Genomic DNA, 15,565 nt, shown 5'->3' with positions numbered 1-15,565 from the left:
CCCGGAGCGGGTCGGCGGGCTCCGTGAACGCCTCCGGACGCGCCGAAGCCCGCCCCGACCAGGGTGCATGCGGTCGGGGCGGGCTCGGACGGGTGGTACGACGGCACGCACCGAGTGACAAGGTGCGTGCCGCGCCGGTACCCGGGACTACTGCACTGCGGAGTGCCAGTTCTGGGAGAGCTCCTTGCCGGCGTTGGGCACGGAGAGCCCCGGCGCGGTGAGGCCGATCGTCGAGGTCTTGGCATCGTTCAGGACGAGGTTGTTCGACCCGGCGGCGGCCGGCAGGCCCACCTTGAGGTCGATCGCCCAGCTGAGGATGCCGCCGAGACCGCAGCCGCCGGCCTTGGGCGCGGAGAACTGGCTGTCGCCCTGCCCGGCCCCCGACAGGGCGAGGTTGATGAGCGAGCCCTCATCCGGGTTGGGCGTTCCGTCACCGTTGAATCGGGCAGCGGCCAGGGACGGGGCACTGAGGTTCCCGGGGCGCAGGAGCACCGGGTTGCTGTTGCTCCCTATGTAGCAGCTGGAGCCGAGCAACGGGTTCTCCAGACGGATCTTGACGGGCAGCTTGACGATCGGCCCGGTGGAGATCCCGGCGACCAGGCTGAACTCGGTCGGTGTGCCGGCCGACTCCACCGTGGCGGTCACCTTGTTCAGGGTGGCGTTGGTGATCTGCCCGCAGACGGCGGAGACCACGGGGACGTTGCTGGGGCACATGATGCCGAGGAGACCGCCGGGGATGGTGGTCTTCCCGCTGACGATGGATCCGGCCGGCGGCGGGACGACCGTGTACGTCCCATCGGCCGGGTGCTGGATGACACCGAACTGCAGGTTCGTCGAACCGGTCGTCGCCGTGACGTCGCCCAGTTTGATCGTCCCGTTGGGCGAGGTGGACGTCACGCACAGCGGGACGGCCGTGTCGCCGTCCGTCGCGAGCATGGCGGGGGCGTCCACGGGACACCGGTCGAACGGGGCCCACGCGCCGCCCAGCTGGGCGGCGGCCGTGGCCGCACCGGCCGGCGACGCGGTCAGCGGCATGACCAGCGCGGCCGACGCGGCGACGGCTCCGCCGGCCTTGATCCAGGTCCTCGAGGCAGATCTCATCGTTCCCTCAATTCGTCAGGCGTGTCGGGGGATTGCTGTGTTCGGTGCGGTTGGGCGGTTCGGCTGGGGGTCAGCGGCGCGCCTGGGGCACGTCCGTCGGCTCGTAGGCGTCCGTACAGACGCCGCCGGCACCGGGCGTGTGCTGCGAGGGCGCACAAGGAGCCCCCTGCACCTGCTTGACATAGCCCGGCACTCCGGAAAGGGACGCGGTGAAGATGTTGTCCAGGTCCTCGTCGGCGCCGCACCCACTGAAGGGAGGCAGTGTCACCGCGCCGGTCAGCTCGCCCCCGGTCGCCAGGGTGTACCCCACCTGGACCCCGTCCTTCAGCGTCATGTGCCCCTCCAGTCTCAGGCTGAAGGGCTTACTGGTGCGGCAGTTGGCTCCGACGTCCAGAGGAACACCGTTGACCTCGACGTCGCGGAGCCTGAGCATCAGATCGAGAGTCACCACCGTCACGGCCTTGGTCGAACCCTCGGCGATATTGATCGCCAGGTCTGACTTGATGTTCGGAACACGGGTGCCGTCAGGGTTGGTCGCCGGGGGGATCTGAGTCATTTCCAGGGTCGCGGTCGTCGGCATGAATCCGAAGGTGAGGAAGGTACTGGAAACAGGAGGAAGCTGCGGCTTCCCCTCGTGGTCGAGATCCACCGCCGAGTCCTGGTAGACGTGCAGGAATTCACCATCGGGCACGATCCTGCTCTCGCCCTGTGTGATCCGCGCACAAGCCGGCGGGAACTTGGTCGCCCCCTTGAGTTTCGTCACGTTCGCATAGCCGGTGACATAGGCGACCATGCCCATGTAGTCATTCGGATCGCCCGCACACGGAGGTGCATCGGCCGCAGCGGGCTTGGCCGGAGCTCCGACCTCCGGGAGGTCCTCGTCTCCGCCTGTCACCCGCTCGTCGGGCCAGGACGCGGTCGGGGTGGGCTCCGCCCCCGGCTCCCCGCTCTCACCACTCACCGGCACCTCTGCCAGCGTCGCCTCCTGCCCGGCGTCCAAGGTGCAGCTCAGGGACTGGACCGGCGGCTCGGCCGGTGCCCCGTCGGCCTTCTTGAGAGCGAGCTCCACGGAGAGGGCGCCCGCCTCGAATGCCAGGTCACCGGGGACCTCGGGCTTCACGTAGGGGACGCTCCCCGACGTGCTGAGCGCCAGGTCGCCCGTTTCCGGGATCGGCGCCGGCTCGGCGGTCTTCCCGATCCACTCCGTCCGGGCGCGCTGATCCCCCTGGGCGATGTCGACCGAGAGTTGCGCCTCCGCGCTCACGGTCGCCGCTCCGGAGTCGGAGAGAGCGGCCGACGCACCCACGGGCAGCATCAGGTCCAACCGCAGGTCCTCGGGCTGTATCGCCTGTCCCGCCTGAGCGGACTCGGGAGCCTTCGCGGTGACGTGGACCTCCACCGCGTGCTCGCCCTCCGGAAAGCCGCAGGTGTAGGCCAGCTCCGTATCGACCTCCTGCACACCGGCCACGGCCTGCGCCCCGGGGACCATGCTTCCCAGCAGCACCGCGGTGGCCACCGCGGCCCCCCGAGCCGTGCGCCTGCGTGCTCCCGTCATGCGAGTGCCTCTCACTGACGATGTCCCCTTTCGGACCGGTCGGACGTGTACCCCCGGCGAGTGGACTCACGTGCTGGTGGACACGGGGATCGCACGGCGGGCGGGCCCCGCCGTGCGATCCCCGCTCACTCCTGAGTGGCTCGTGGCCTGATCAGGGGGTGTACACGATGCCCGGCTTGATGGTGGTGCCCGTCTTGACCGCGTTGTACTTGGCGGTGTAGGTCGGGTGCTGGCCCACGGCCGCGATCCCGGCGCAGCCCGGGGTGACGGTGGCGACGGTCAGCTGGTACGTGGCGTTGTTGCCGATCGTGAGCTGACCGCTCGTGTTGTTGTAGCTGGCGGTGACATCGCCCGTCACCGTGAAGGTGCACGTGAGGACGGTCAGCGTGGCCTTGACGCCGGTGATGTAACCGGTGGTGGTGCCGGCGCTGTAGGTGTTCGCCTTCAGCTGCCACGCCGGGGAGGTGTTGGCGGTCGGTGTCACCGGGCCGAACGGGCTGGTGCACCCGCTCCAGGTCAGCGGAGCGATGGTGCCGACCGTCACGTTGGTGGTGCCGGAGGCGGTCGCCAGCACGGCGCTGGCCGCCGATGTCGTACACGTCAGCGGGATGCCGTTGAGGCTGAGGGAGACGGTGCCGGAGTTGGTGGCCGAGACCGCCACCGGCGAGGGAGCGGGGGTGACGGTCCAGGTCGGTGCGGCCACACCGGCGGTGGCGGTGGTGGCTCCGAGGGTGACGGCGGCCGCTGCGGCACCGGCCGTGAGTGCGATCTTTCTGAGGGTGTTGCGCACAGTGAGTTCCTCCGATTCGGCAGTGCGGGTGCACTGTTGCGGGGACAGCACTCGAATTCCTGCAAAGGCGCAGGGAGTGCCGCGATGAATCGTGTTGCGTGGGGGGCCGTGCTGCGCTTTCAGCCACACACGTTCTGTGACAGGGCGTGACGTTACTTGCGGGAAACTTGGAGCACAATCCTGCGGGTCAAGATTGGTCCGGCAAGTTTTTTTACTCGTCAACGGGTCACTAATTCGGCCCGCACACTTGTCACTTGGTGCGCAATATTTCTCGGGAATACCACACGGTGCCGGAAACCCGGCGCGGACGCGGCGCTCACGCCGGGGTGCCGGGAGAAGATCACAAGGAGCCGGCCGAGGGCCCGACCGCCACCCCGCGACGGCCGTCGGCGCGACCGCCGGACCCCCCTCATCTGCGGCTCGAGGCGGCCTGCGGCCGAAAACATTGTCCGGAAGTGAGCATTTACCGCCCCACCTGCACGGGAGCACCACAACGGCGCCACGATGTGTGCCCCTTGCACTTCGATCTTGTCCAAGCTGTGTGCACCCCGCCCGACTTGGTCTATCTTCGGCGCCGATGTTGGTATACACCTGTCGGTCCGTGGGAGCGCTTTCCCCCACCTGCTCCACTCAGCCGGGCCCAGGAAAGCAAGGGGACGGTCATGCCGAGACTCATCCAGCCGCTGGACACCGGAGACCCGCTGGGGCCCCTCCCCCAGGAGTTCGCCGCGATCATGCGACCCGAACTGCCGAGCCTGATCAAAGAGATAGGCATGGAAGTGACCCGCGCCTATCCGGAATACGCGCGTCTGCTGAACGGCCCCAATGGGACGTCCATCCGCATGGGCGTCGAACAGAGCCTTTCCTCATTCGTCGACCTGGTCGCCGAACCCTCCTCCCCCACCGTCCTGCGTGACGACATGTGCCGGAGATTCGGCAGGTTCGAGGCATACGAGGGCCGCACCATGGACGCGCTCCAGGGCGCCTACCGACTGGGCGCGCGGGTCGCGCTGCGCCGGGCGAAGAAGGTGGGCCGGAGCTACAACTTCTCGCCCGCGCTGATGCTCAGCTTCGCCGACGCCCTGTTCGCCTACGTGGACGAGCTCGAGTCGCTGTCCCGCGAGGGCTATCTGGAGGTGCAGGCCCAGTCCGACCAGCAGAGCGAGGCGGTGCGCCGGAGGCTGCTGCATCTGATCCTCGCCGGCAGGCCGGTGCCCCGCAGCGCCATCGCCGAGCTGTGCGAGCAGACGGGGTGGACCCTGCCCGAGACCGTCACGCTCGTCGCGGTGCGCGCACCGGCCGGACTCGACCGGATCAGCGCGGACCACGACGTCCTGATCGACCCGGGAGATCCTCAGCCGCACCTGCTGGTTCCCGGGGCCTTCAGCGAAGCGCGCAGGGAGATGCTCGCCCGGACGATCCCGGGCGGCGGCGCGGCGGTCGGGCTGACCGTGCCGACCGCGCTCGCGGCCGACTCGATCCGCTGGGCCCGCCGTGTGCTCGAACTGGTCGACGCGGGGGTCATCGACGACGCACCGGTCATCCTCTGCGAGGACCACCTCATCACGCTGTGGCTCCTCTCCGACCCCGTCCTCCTCGACCAGCTCGCCGAGCGCGAGCTGGCCCCGGTGTCCGGCATCAGCACCACACGGCGCGAGCGGCTGATCGAGACGCTGCGGATCTGGCTCGACACCCGGGGGACCGCTGCCCAGATGGGCGAGCTGCTGGATGTCCATCCCCAGACGGTCCGGTACCGGATGCGCAGCCTGGAGGCCATCTTCGGCGAGCAGCTGACCGATCCGGAGAGCCGCTTCTCCACCGAAGCGGTGCTGCGCGCGCTGCGGTTACGCGCCCGGGGCGGCCAGGCACTCAGCTGAAGCCGCACCACCACACACATGACGGGAAGTCAACTTACCTTCTGGTAAAGCGAAATAGACGGTCAGTCCCAAACGGTTGCGACACGGAGACGTTCTCAACGAGAAACCAGGAACTGCGTCCCGTTACATAAGGAGGAGCGGTGGCCCACCGGCCGCCGCGGAGCACCACCTCCTGGCCAACCATCCGAGAGGGAAACCCCGATGACCGCCTCGCACCTCCTCGTCCCCGTGCCGATCCCGGACCGGGTCGCCGAGCTGATCGGTTCCTGCACGCCGCCGCACATCCTCCAGGCGGAGTTCGACGCCGTCTGCGCCGCCCGCGAGGTGCGCAGGTTCCGCGGACCGACGCTCGGCGTCGAGGACCAGGCCGACCGCGAGCAGGCCCTGTCCGAGCTGGCGTGGGCCAACAAGGTGCTGTCCGCCTATCACCCCCGTCTCCCGGTCCGTCCGGACAGCGCCTGGTGACGCTTGCGAAGCGGCGGCTGCCCCCTTACCTTACCCAGAAGTAAGTTTACTCTGGAGTAAGGATTTGGCGTGGCCGACAACAGCAGCGGCAACCTCACCGGTGAACTGTCCGGGCTCGACTTCGCCGCCGTCTCCCCCGAGGAGTTCGCGCGGATCGTGAAGGGCCTGTCCGCCCAGCAGCTGGGCGAGGTCATGCGCGGCGACCTGCGCACCCGGGTGCTGAGCGAGGTCTTCGGCAGGATGCGGCAGCAGTTCCGCCCGGAAGCGGCCGGCGGGCTGACGGCTCTGATCCGCTGGAAGATCACCGGCGAGACGGACGAGGTCTACGAGACCGCGATAGCCGACGGCGCCTGCACCGTGAGCGCGGGCCGCTCCGACGGTGACCCCCGTACGACGCTCGTGATGGGCGACGCCGAATTCCTCAAACTGGTCTCGGGCAACGGCAATCCCGTGACGATGTTCATGATGCGCAAGCTGAAGGTCGCCGGTGACGTCGGTCTGGCCTCCGGGCTCACCCGCTACTTCGACATCCCGAAGGCCTGAGCCATGAGCCACTTCTCCCTCGCCCTGACCGAGGAACAGCAGGACCTGCGCAACTGGGTGCACGGCTTCGCCGCCCAGGTGGTGCGCCCCGCGGCCGCCGAATGGGACGCCCGGGAAGAGACCCCGTGGCCCGTCATCCAGGAGGCCGCCAAGATCGGTCTGTACGGATTCGAGTCCCTCGCCGACATGTACGGGGACCCCAGCGGTCTCTCCCTCCAGATAGCCAACGAGGAGCTGTTCTGGGGGGACGCAGGCATCGGCATGGCGCTCTTCGGCACCTCGCTCGCAGTCGCGGGGATCTTCGCCTCCGGCACGCCCGACCAGCTCGCCGAGTGGGTCCCGCAGTGTTACGGCGACGAGGACGACCCGAAGGTGGCCGCGTTCTGCGTCTCCGAGCCCCAGGCCGGCTCGGACGTCTCCGCGATGACGACCAGGGCCCGTTACGACGAGGCCAGGGACGAGTGGGTGCTCTCCGGCCAGAAGGCGTGGATCACCAACGGCGGCATCGCCGAGATCCATGTGGTGGTCGCGTCCGTCGACCCTTCGCTGGGCGCCCGGGGGCAGGCGGCGTTCATCGTGCCGCCCGGCACCGAGGGCCTGGCGGCGAGCCGCACCATCAAGAAGCTCGGCCTGCGCGCCTCGCACACCGCCGACGTCTTCCTCGACGACGTACGCGTCCCGGGGCACTGTCTGCTCGGCGGGAAGGAGAAGCTCGACGCGCGGCTCGCCCGCGCCCGCGAGGGCGGCACGGCGAAGGGCCAGGCGGCCATGGCGACCTTCGAGGTCAGCCGCCCCACGGTGGGGGCGCAGGCGCTGGGCATCGCGCGGGCGGCGTACGAGTACGCGCTGGAGTACGCCGGGGAACGCGAGGCGTTCGGCCGCCCCATCATCGAGAACCAGTCGATCGCGTTCGCGCTGGCCGACATCCGTACCGAGATCGAGGCCGTACGCCTGCTGATCTGGCAGGCCGCGTGGATGGCGCGGAACGACCGGACCTTCGACGCCGGGCAGGGGTCCATGTCCAAGCTCCGCGCGGGCGAGCTCGCGGTCTCCGCCACGGAGAAGGCCGTCCAGATCCTCGGCGGCGCCGGCTACAGCAGGGAGCACCCGGTGGAGCGGATGTACCGCGACGCCAAGATCTACACGATCTTCGAGGGGACGAGCGAGATCCAGCGCCTGGTCATCGCCCGCGCCATATCGGGGCGGCACATCCGCTGACGCACCGGGCCGGCCCCCGGCAGACGGGGGTGGGCCCGGGGGCGTCCGGCGGCCCTCAGACTCCGGCCGGGGTGAACCGTACGAGCAGCGATGCCGGGCCCCGGGTGAAGACGCCCTCCTCGACCGGGCTGAAGCCTTCCGCGAGCCGCAGGTCCGGCATCGCGTCCAGCAGTTGGTTCACGCCCGTCTCGACCTCGGCCCTGGCCAGCAGCGCGCCCACGCAGAAGTGCCGGCCGAGCGCGAACGCCAGATGGTCGGCCGCCGCGGAGAACGCCGTGGTGCTGGTCAGGTCGTCGCGGAAGAGGTCGAAGCGGTCAGGTTCGGCGTAGCGGGCCTCGTCCCGGTTGGCCGAGCCGATGAGGCAGGTGACGGTGGCACCGGCCGGGACGGTGCCACCGGAGAGCTCCACCTCTCCTGCGGTCTGGCGCATGATCATGTGGACCGGAGGGGTGTAGCGCAGCGTCTCGGCGAAGGCCCGGTCGATCAGGGACCGGTCCCGGCGCACGGCGTCCAGCTGCTCGGGGTTGGCCAGCAGATTGGCGAAGACCGAGGCGATGGCCTTGTCGGTCGTCTCCCCGCCGGCCGCGAGCAACAGGCTGCAGAACGCCTTGATGTCCTCGTCACTCATGCGTACGCCGTCCACCTCGGCGGCGCAGAGCGCGGAGAGCAGGTCGTCGCCGGGCTTCTCGCGCCGCTGCTGGATGACCGGGATCATGTACTCGGCGAACTCCTGGCGGGTGCGCTCCCCCGCCGCCGTCACCTCGGGGTCGCCCGCCAGGTTCCCGAGGAAGGCGATGACGTTGGTGTACCAGCCGTGGAAGCGCTGGTGGTCCTCCCTGTCCAGGCCGAGCATGTCGGCGATGACCAGGACGGGGAAGCGGGTCGCGAAGGCGGCGACGAGATCGGCCTCGCCCGTGTGCCGGAAGGCGTCGATGAGCTCGCGGGCGTTGCGCTCGATCACGGGCAGGAACTTCTCCTGGAGGTCCGCGCCGCGGAAGGCCGGGGCCACCAGGGCGCGCCTGACGGCATGCTCCCTGCCGCTGAGCTGGAGGATCGTCCTGCCGTGGACGGGCTCCAGCTGCCAGTCGTAGTTCTCGGTGGTGAATTCCTGGGCCCTGTCCTTGAAGACGCGCTCGACGTCCTCGTAGCGGGAGACCAGGTAACTCCCCGTGGCCTCGTGGTGGATCAGTGGGGCGCTCTCACGCATCGTCCGGTAGGCCCCGTAGGGATCGGCTGCGAAGGCGGGCGAGAGAATATCGGGAGGTGAGGACGCCTGGGACACGTGTGACTCCTGTGGGGCAGAGACCAAGGTGCTTCATGACAGTGAACGGGCAACACCAGCAAGGCTATTGACCGGCAGCCCGATCCCGAACCCCCTGGGAGTATTCCTTGAACGCCGTCTCCGGCGCACCACGCCCTTCTCTCCTCTTCGTCACCGATCTCGCCTACGAGGCACGCGGCCGGCGCTACTGCGACGAGGACATCTTCCTCACGTCCCGGCTGCGGGAGGCCTTCGACGTCGCGCTCTGTCACCCCCGGGACGCGGCGGCGCTCCTCGACGGCTTCGACGCGGTCGTCGTACGCAACAGCGGTCCGGTGCTGCACTACCAGGAGGCCTACGACGCGTTCCGGGCCCGGGCGCGGGAAGCGGGGGTGCGGGTCTACAACACGCTCGACGGGCGCGCGGACATGGCGGGCAAGCAGTATCTCGTCGATCTGAGCCGTGCCGGGTTCCCCGTGATCCCCACGGTGGACCGCGCCGAGGACCTGGGGCTGCTCCCCCGGGCCGCCGGATATGTGGTCAAGCCCAAGCTCGGGGCGGACTCCGTGGGCCTGCGGTTCACCGAGGAGCCGGAGCTTCCCGAGGGCGCCGACGGCACCCTGCTCGTCCAGCCCCGGATCGACTTCAGCTACGAGGTGTCCTTCTACTTCGTCGACCACGACTTCCAGTACGCCCTGCACGCGCCCGACCCCGAGCGGCGCTGGGTGCTCGAACCGTACGCGCCGGGCCCCGGGGACCTGGAATTCGCGCGCCGCTTCGTGGAGTGGAACACCCTCTCCCACGGTATCCAGCGGGTGGACGCCTGCCGGGCGCCGGAGGGCGAGCTGCTGCTCGTGGAGCTGGAGGACCTCAACCCGTATCTCTCCCTCGACCGCGTCCCCGAGGACGTGCGCGACAACTTCGTGGCCCGGATGACGGACTCCGTGCGGGCCCTTCTGGCCTGACCCGTCCGGCCGTCCCCCGGATGCGTGGGGCGGGGCCGGGTGTGACGGTGCGAAGGTGACGACTGCAAGCGATACCGCCCCCGCCCCGCGGAGTGCCGCAGCGCCGCCCGTCCTCGACCCCCGGCGCCGGAACATCGTGTTCGTCACGATCGTGCTGGGCATCCTGCTGGCGGCCCTGGACCAGACGATCGTGGGCACGGCGCTCCCCACGATCGTCTCGGACCTCGGCGGCGCGGAACACATGTCGTGGGTGGTGACGGCCTATCTGCTGGCGGAGACCGTGGCGACGGTGCTGGTCGGCAAGTTCGGCGACCTCTTCGGGCGGAAACTGATCTTCCAGATCTCCGCGGTCATCTTCATCACCGGCTCGTTCCTCTGCGGTCTCGCGTCGAACATGCTCCTCCTGATCATCTGGCGGGGTGTGCAGGGCATCGGTGCGGGCGGGCTGATGGTGACGTCCATGGCGCTGATCGCCGATGTCATCCCGCTGCGCGACCGGGGCAAGTACCAGGGGGCGATCGGCGCCGTCTTCGGTGTCGCCACGGTCGTCGGACCGCTGCTGGGCGGACTGTTCACCGACCATCTGACCTGGCGCTGGGCGTTCTACGTCAATGTGCCGATCGCGATCGTGGTGGTCATCGCCGCCGCCCGGACCATCCCCTCCGTGCGGGCTGCCGGCCGCCCGGTCATCGACTACCTGGGCATCGCGCTGATCGCGGCCGGCGCCAGCGCGCTGATCCTCGGGACGAGCTGGGGCGGCAACGAGTACGCCTGGGGCTCACCGGTCATCATCGGCCTGTTCGTCGGCGGCCTCGTCGCCCTGGCGCTCTTCTGCGTGGTGGAGCTCCGGGCGAAGGAACCGATGCTGCCGATGCGGCTCTTCCGCAATCCGGTGTTCGCCGTCTGCTCCGTCCTGAGCTTCATCGTGGGCTTCGCCATGCTCGGCGCGATGATCTACCTGCCGACGTATCTGCAGTACGTCGACGGGGACTCGGCCACGCTCTCCGGTGTACGGACCCTGCCCCTCGTGCTGGGCCTGCTGGCCGCCTCGATCTTCAGCGGCAACGTGGTGAGCAAGACCGGTCACTACCGCTTCTTCCCCGTCATCGGCTCCCTGGTAATGGCGGCGGGTCTCTATCTCCTGTCCCGCATGGGCCCGGGCAGCGGGGTCTGGCTGGAATCGCTGTACATGCTGGTGCTGGGCATCGGCATCGGCCTGTCGATGCAGGTGCTGACGATCGCCGTGCAGAACACCGTCGACTACGCGGACCTGGGCACCGCGACGTCCGGCGTGACCTTCTTCCGTACGCTCGGCAGCTCGTTCGGCACGGCGGTGTTCGGCACCATCTACGCCAACGCGCTGCGGCCGAATCTGACGCACGGCGTCGAGGAGGCCGCGCGGGCGGGCGGCGACCCGGCGACGCTCGCGCGGGCCGCTCAGAGCCCGCAGGCGGTGCACGCGCTGCCGGCGGAGCAGACCGCGCCCCTGGCCCAGGCCTACGCGGACACCCTGCACACGGTCTTCCTGTGGACGGTGCCGGTGGCCCTGCTGGGCTTCGTCGTCTCGCTCTTCCTGAAGCAGGTGAAGCTGCGCGACAGCGCCCGGGCGGGTTCGACCGACATGGGCGAGGGCTTCGCCCAGCCGAGCACCGGGGACGCGGAGAAGGTGCTCGAATCCGCCGTGGCACGAATCCTCCACGGGGCCGGTCCGGACACCGCCCGGCGGATCGTGGCCCGGTCCGACACCCGCCTCGACATGGCGGGGGCCTGGGCCGTGATGCAGGTCGACCTCTTCACCCGGATGGTGGGCCACGCGGGGCTCAGGCTGATCGCCGCCCGCCACCGCATCCCGCCCGAGGTCCTGGTGCCGGTCTTCGACCGGATGATCGAGGAGGGCTACCTCACGGGGGACGGCCACCTCTTCACCCATACGGCGGCGGGCGCGCGGGAGGCGGCGACCATCTCGGACGCGTGGGGCCGCTGGCTCAACGAACGGCTGGCCGAGGACGGCGCCAGGCCCGACGACCGGCAGCTGCGGGCGGCGGTCGACGTGATCGCCAAGCGGCTGCTCGCGGAGGACCTGGCCCAGCAGCTGGCCCCGCCCGAGCCGGCCGTGGCCGCGGTCTGATCCCGCCGGGCCGGGCCCTACTCGGCGAAGACCGCCTCCTCGTACACCCACGCGCCCTCGTGGCGGACGAAGCGGCTCTTCTCGTGGAGCGAGCCCGGCCCGCCGCCGTCGGTGTAGTGGGCGCGGAAGGTGACCGTGCCGGTGGTGTGGAAGGCGCTGCCCTCGGTGGCCGCCAGGATCTCCAGCCGGACCCAACGCGTCGCCGGGTCGAGGTCGAGGGTCTGCGGGCGGGTCGCCGGATGCCAGGTGCGCAGCAGGTATCCGGCGTCCCGGACGGCGAAGGCCGCGTACCGCGAACGCATCAGCGCCTCGCAGGTCGGGGCCGCCGCCGCACCCGAGTGGAACCGGCCGCAGCACTCGGCGTAGGCGGCGGGCAGACCGCACGGGCACGGTGATTCCGGGGTGGTCCGGCCCGGTGCCGCGGAGGCCGGGACGCGCGGGCGGGAGGTACGTCGTGACATGCCCCCATTGTCGCCCGCCCCCGTGGTCGGAGGTGGGCCGGGTCCGGGGATCAGCGCTTGCGCGCCACGCCCGCGTAGCCCGGGATGGGGTCGACGCCCGCGACGTCGATCACCTCGCCGAGCTCCGGACGCCAGTCGGCGGAGAGCGAGACGCCCGGCTCGAGGAGTTCGAGGCCGTGGAAGAACGCGGTGAGCTCGGCGCGCGAGCGGGGCCGCAGGGTCATCCCCCGGGCCTTGTACATTTCGCGGGCCTTGGCGGCGCCCTCGGGGTCGAAGTCGCCCGTGGTGTGCGAGAGCACCAGGTAGCTGCCGGACGGCAGGCGCTCCACGAGCCGGTCGACCAGTTCGGCGGCGCCGTCCTCGTCGTCCACGAAGTGGAGCAGCGCGAGGAGGGAGAGCGCGATGGGCTGGTCGAAGTCGAGGATCTTGCCCGCCGCTTCCAGGATCACGTCGGGCCGCCGGGCGTCTGCCTGGATGTATTCGGTGGCGCCCTCGGGGGTGGAGCGCAGCAGTGCGGAGGCGTGGGCGAGCACGATCGGGTCGTTGTCGCAGTAGACGACGCGGGCGTCCGGGGCGGTCCGCTGGGCGATCTGGTGGAGGTTGGGCTCGGTGGGGATGCCGGAGCCGATGTCGAGGAACTGGCGTACGCCGCTCTCCGCGAGCCAGCGGGTGGCTCGGTGCATGAAGGCCCGGTTGACCCGGGCCATGTCCCGGCCCCGGGAGTCCAGCGCGAGGAGCTGCTTGGCCATCTGTTCGTCGACCGGGTAGTTGTCCTTTCCGCCGAGGAACCAGTCGTACATCCGTGCCGGATGCGGCTTGCTCGTGTCGATCTCGACGTTCTGGGGGTCCTGCCCGGTCATGACGCACTCCGTTGGTCGTGGTGTTCGGCGAACAGCGTGTGGAGCGAGGAGGTGTGGCGGTGTGTCAGGTGAGGAGGAAGTCGGCCTGGCCGGCCTTGGCACCCTGGATGAAGGCGGCGATCTCGCCGTTGGAGTAGATGAGCGCGGGGCCGTCCGGGTCGGCGGACTGGCGTACCGCCACTCGGCCGTCCGCCAGCTTCATGGCCTCGATGCAGTTGCCCCCGTTACCACCGCTCCACGGCTTGTACCAGCCTTCGGTGCCGAGGTCGGCGGCCGGCATGCCGTTGTATATGTGGTTCATCACAACTCCTTGCGGAAGTCCCGGAGGATTTCCTTCGTGCCTTGTGCAGTTGCGGCCTGAGCCGCCATTCGGTCCATGACCTCGAGATAGGAAGCCACCTCGGGGCGCGCGTCGAAGTAGACGGCGCCCGTGAGGTACTCGCTGTAGACCATGTCCGGGAGTTCGGGGACCGCGAAGCGGAAGAGGACGAACGGGCCGTAGGTACCCGGGTGGTGACCGGTCGAGAACTCCGCGATCTGGAGGGTCACATGAGGCATCTCGGTCGCTTCGAGCAGCCGGTCGATCTGCGCTCTCATGACCTCGGAGCCGCCGACCGGACGGCGCAGGACCGTCTCGTCCATCACCACCCACAGCTTCGGCGCCTCGGCCTTGGTGAGCAGCGACTGACGCTCCATCCGCAGCGCCACATGGCGCTCGATGTCCGCCGGCCTGGTCTGGCCGACGGCGCCGGTGCGCAGGACGGAGCGGGCGTAGTCCTCCGTCTGCAGCAGGCCGGGGATGAAGTGCGGCTCGTACATGCGCAGGAGGCTCGCGGCGCCCTCCAGGCTGACGTACATGCTGAACCAGTCGGGCAGCACGTCGTGGAAGCGCTGCCACCAGCCGGGCTTGTTGGCCTCTTCGGCGAGCACGACGAACGCGTCGGTCTCGTCCTCGCTGATCCCGTACGCCTTCAGGAGGAGCTGGACGTAGGGAATCTTCAGCCCGACCTCGGCCGTCTCCATCCTGCGTATGGTGCCGGGGGCGACACGGAGCACCTTCGCCGCCTGATCGCGGCTCAGGCCGACGCGCTCCCGCAGATCCTGCAGGCGCTTGCCGAGAACGACCTGGCCCACGGTCGGGGCGGACCGCGGTTCGCTCACTTCAGACCTCCAGATGCGCTGTGTGCGAGCAGTGTGCCATGTGCCCGGCTCCAAGGACACAGCCACTCTGAATTTTTCAGAGTGCCCCTTGCCAAGTGTTCATGTCAGGGGGAGAGTTGGTGACCGAACCAAGTTCGCGTAGTCGCGCCCGGCCGTTTCGGGACGGTGCGAAGCGTGACACAGCCCCCACTGTGAGGAATCGGTCGTGGCACCTGGCAGTGCGCTCATCCCCCGGCTCTTGGACCTCAGTCCCGGGACGGAAGCGCTCCGTTACTGCTTCGCGCTGCCGGCGCATCCCGAGTCGGTCGCCGGTGCCCGGCGCCTCACGCGGGAGCGGCTGGCGGACTGGCGGGTGAGCGGCGATGCCCACGACGCTGCGGTTCTGACCGTCTCCGAGCTGGTCACCAACGCCGTCGTGCACACCGCCAGTTACCGTGTCGTCTGCGAGCTCAGGTGCGACGCGGACCGATTGCGCATATCCGTCCAGGACCAGGGCCATCAGCCCGGCGGCCCCCGGATGTCTCCCACGGCCGACGGGGAACACGGACGCGGACTGCTGCTCGTCGACTCCATGAGCGCCGCCTGGGGTTCCCTGGACGCGGGGAACGGCTCGGGTCGCATCGTATGGGCGGAACTGCCGTACGACATGGAGCGGACATGCTGAAGAACGCCCTGTCCCAGCTGCTCGGCACGCGCCGGGCCCGCTCCGTGGAGGAGGACGGGCCAGGTGGCCGCGTCCGGCTGCCGCTGCCACCCGCGCTGTCGGCGAGCCTCGGATACGACGCGGTGGGCGTGCCCGCGCGCTACGGGTTCCGCCTGATGTCGCATCTGCCGCGCGCCGGATGCGTGTTCGCCGACGCCGACCAGTGGTGGTGGATCGTCCCCTCGGGTTCGGATCTCGATCTGGACTGGCCCGAGCAGTCGTCGTACGCCACCGGGGCGTACGTCCCCGCCGGGCGCCCTCGGCTGATCCACGCTCCGGACAGCCGCACGCCCTATACGCCGCCCATCCCGCTCTTCCTCATGGTCTGCCAGGTCACCGGTGTCGTGCCGTCCTGGGACCCGGCCGGCCGGCCGAGGGCCGTGCCCGCTCCCTGACCCGAGGCCCTCGGCGGCACCTCCCGAGGGCGTTGTCAGTGGCCGGTTCTAGTCTGGCCCCATTGATCCACAAACCCGCTGC

Annotated in this window: 16 protein-coding genes; 8 read left to right on the top strand and 8 right to left on the bottom strand. The window is 69.7% G+C overall.

The features are described 5' to 3' along the window. Nucleotides 1–147: 147 nt before the first annotated feature. The 3 genes from ACWCQM_RS32735 to ACWCQM_RS32725 form a co-directional block, all read right to left on the bottom strand. On the bottom strand, nt 148–1,101 hold the full coding sequence (locus ACWCQM_RS32735; RefSeq protein ID WP_450918697.1) for a hypothetical protein: 954 nt from the start codon (nt 1,099–1,101) through the stop codon (nt 148–150). Nucleotides 1,102–1,171: 70 nt separating this feature from the next. After that, nucleotides 1,172–2,656 (bottom strand): DUF6801 domain-containing protein, encoded by a 1,485-nt coding sequence (locus tag ACWCQM_RS32730; RefSeq protein ID WP_450918696.1) that lies wholly within the window; start codon nt 2,654–2,656, stop codon nt 1,172–1,174. Nucleotides 2,657–2,807: 151 nt separating this feature from the next. Beyond that, nucleotides 2,808–3,446 carry a hypothetical protein gene (locus ACWCQM_RS32725; protein WP_450918695.1) on the bottom strand — a complete coding sequence of 213 codons (639 nt, stop codon included), beginning with the start codon at nt 3,444–3,446 and terminating at the stop codon, nt 2,808–2,810. 662 nt (nt 3,447–4,108) lie between these two features. Between ACWCQM_RS32725 and ACWCQM_RS32720 the strand changes: the two genes are divergently transcribed. From ACWCQM_RS32720 to ACWCQM_RS32705, 4 genes are all read left to right on the top strand, one after another. Next, on the top strand, nt 4,109–5,323 hold the full coding sequence (locus ACWCQM_RS32720) for a PucR family transcriptional regulator (protein WP_450918694.1): 1,215 nt from the start codon (nt 4,109–4,111) through the stop codon (nt 5,321–5,323). A gap of 201 nt (nt 5,324–5,524) precedes the next feature. Next, on the top strand, nt 5,525–5,788 hold the full coding sequence (locus tag ACWCQM_RS32715; RefSeq protein ID WP_450918693.1) for a hypothetical protein: 264 nt from the start codon (nt 5,525–5,527) through the stop codon (nt 5,786–5,788). A 69-nt stretch (nt 5,789–5,857) separates the two neighbouring features. Continuing rightward, complete coding sequence (locus tag ACWCQM_RS32710; protein ID WP_450918692.1) at nt 5,858–6,331, top strand: SCP2 sterol-binding domain-containing protein; 474 nt, start codon at nt 5,858–5,860, stop codon at nt 6,329–6,331. A gap of 3 nt (nt 6,332–6,334) precedes the next feature. Continuing rightward, nucleotides 6,335–7,549, top strand: coding sequence for an acyl-CoA dehydrogenase family protein (locus ACWCQM_RS32705; RefSeq protein ID WP_450918691.1), 1,215 nt, complete (start codon nt 6,335–6,337; stop codon nt 7,547–7,549). A 55-nt stretch (nt 7,550–7,604) separates the two neighbouring features. Here ACWCQM_RS32705 and ACWCQM_RS32700 read toward each other — a convergent pair whose 3' ends face one another. Then, the gene (locus ACWCQM_RS32700; RefSeq protein ID WP_450918690.1) at nt 7,605–8,831 is read right to left on the bottom strand and encodes a cytochrome P450; all 1,227 of its coding nucleotides are present in this window, start codon (nt 8,829–8,831) and stop codon (nt 7,605–7,607) included. 107 nt (nt 8,832–8,938) lie between these two features. Here ACWCQM_RS32700 and ACWCQM_RS32695 point away from each other — a divergent pair, with 107 nt between their 5' ends. Beyond that, complete coding sequence (locus ACWCQM_RS32695) at nt 8,939–9,775, top strand: hypothetical protein (protein ID WP_450918689.1); 837 nt, start codon at nt 8,939–8,941, stop codon at nt 9,773–9,775. 55 nt (nt 9,776–9,830) lie between these two features. After that, nucleotides 9,831–11,903, top strand: a complete 2,073-nt coding sequence (locus tag ACWCQM_RS32690; protein ID WP_450918688.1) for an MDR family MFS transporter — start codon at nt 9,831–9,833, stop codon at nt 11,901–11,903. A 17-nt stretch (nt 11,904–11,920) separates the two neighbouring features. Here ACWCQM_RS32690 and ACWCQM_RS32685 read toward each other — a convergent pair whose 3' ends face one another. The 4 genes from ACWCQM_RS32685 to ACWCQM_RS32670 form a co-directional block, all read right to left on the bottom strand. Beyond that, a complete protein-coding gene (locus tag ACWCQM_RS32685; protein WP_450918687.1) occupies nt 11,921–12,364 on the bottom strand; it encodes a YchJ family protein in 444 nt (147 codons plus the stop codon). 50 nt (nt 12,365–12,414) lie between these two features. Then, a complete protein-coding gene (locus ACWCQM_RS32680; RefSeq protein ID WP_450918686.1) occupies nt 12,415–13,224 on the bottom strand; it encodes an SAM-dependent methyltransferase in 810 nt (269 codons plus the stop codon). Nucleotides 13,225–13,288: 64 nt separating this feature from the next. Further along, nucleotides 13,289–13,525 carry a DUF397 domain-containing protein gene (locus ACWCQM_RS32675; protein ID WP_014049581.1) on the bottom strand — a complete coding sequence of 79 codons (237 nt, stop codon included), beginning with the start codon at nt 13,523–13,525 and terminating at the stop codon, nt 13,289–13,291. Then, on the bottom strand, nt 13,525–14,385 hold the full coding sequence (locus tag ACWCQM_RS32670; RefSeq protein WP_450918685.1) for a helix-turn-helix domain-containing protein: 861 nt from the start codon (nt 14,383–14,385) through the stop codon (nt 13,525–13,527). Before ACWCQM_RS32670 ends, ACWCQM_RS32675 begins: the two co-directional genes overlap by 1 nt. 205 nt (nt 14,386–14,590) lie before the next feature. Here ACWCQM_RS32670 and ACWCQM_RS32665 point away from each other — a divergent pair, with 205 nt between their 5' ends. After that, a complete protein-coding gene (locus tag ACWCQM_RS32665) occupies nt 14,591–15,049 on the top strand; it encodes an ATP-binding protein (protein ID WP_450918684.1) in 459 nt (152 codons plus the stop codon). Next, entirely contained in the window at nt 15,043–15,483 is a 441-nt protein-coding gene (locus tag ACWCQM_RS32660) for a hypothetical protein (RefSeq protein ID WP_450918683.1), read from the top strand. The genes ACWCQM_RS32665 and ACWCQM_RS32660 overlap by 7 nt, the downstream gene beginning before the upstream one ends. Nucleotides 15,484–15,565: the final 82 nt, after the last annotated feature.

The organism is Streptomyces sp. NPDC002125 (genome assembly GCF_053593715.1).
The sequence above is the reverse complement of the archived record's forward strand: the minus strand, read 5'-3'. Positions and strand labels throughout refer to the sequence as shown.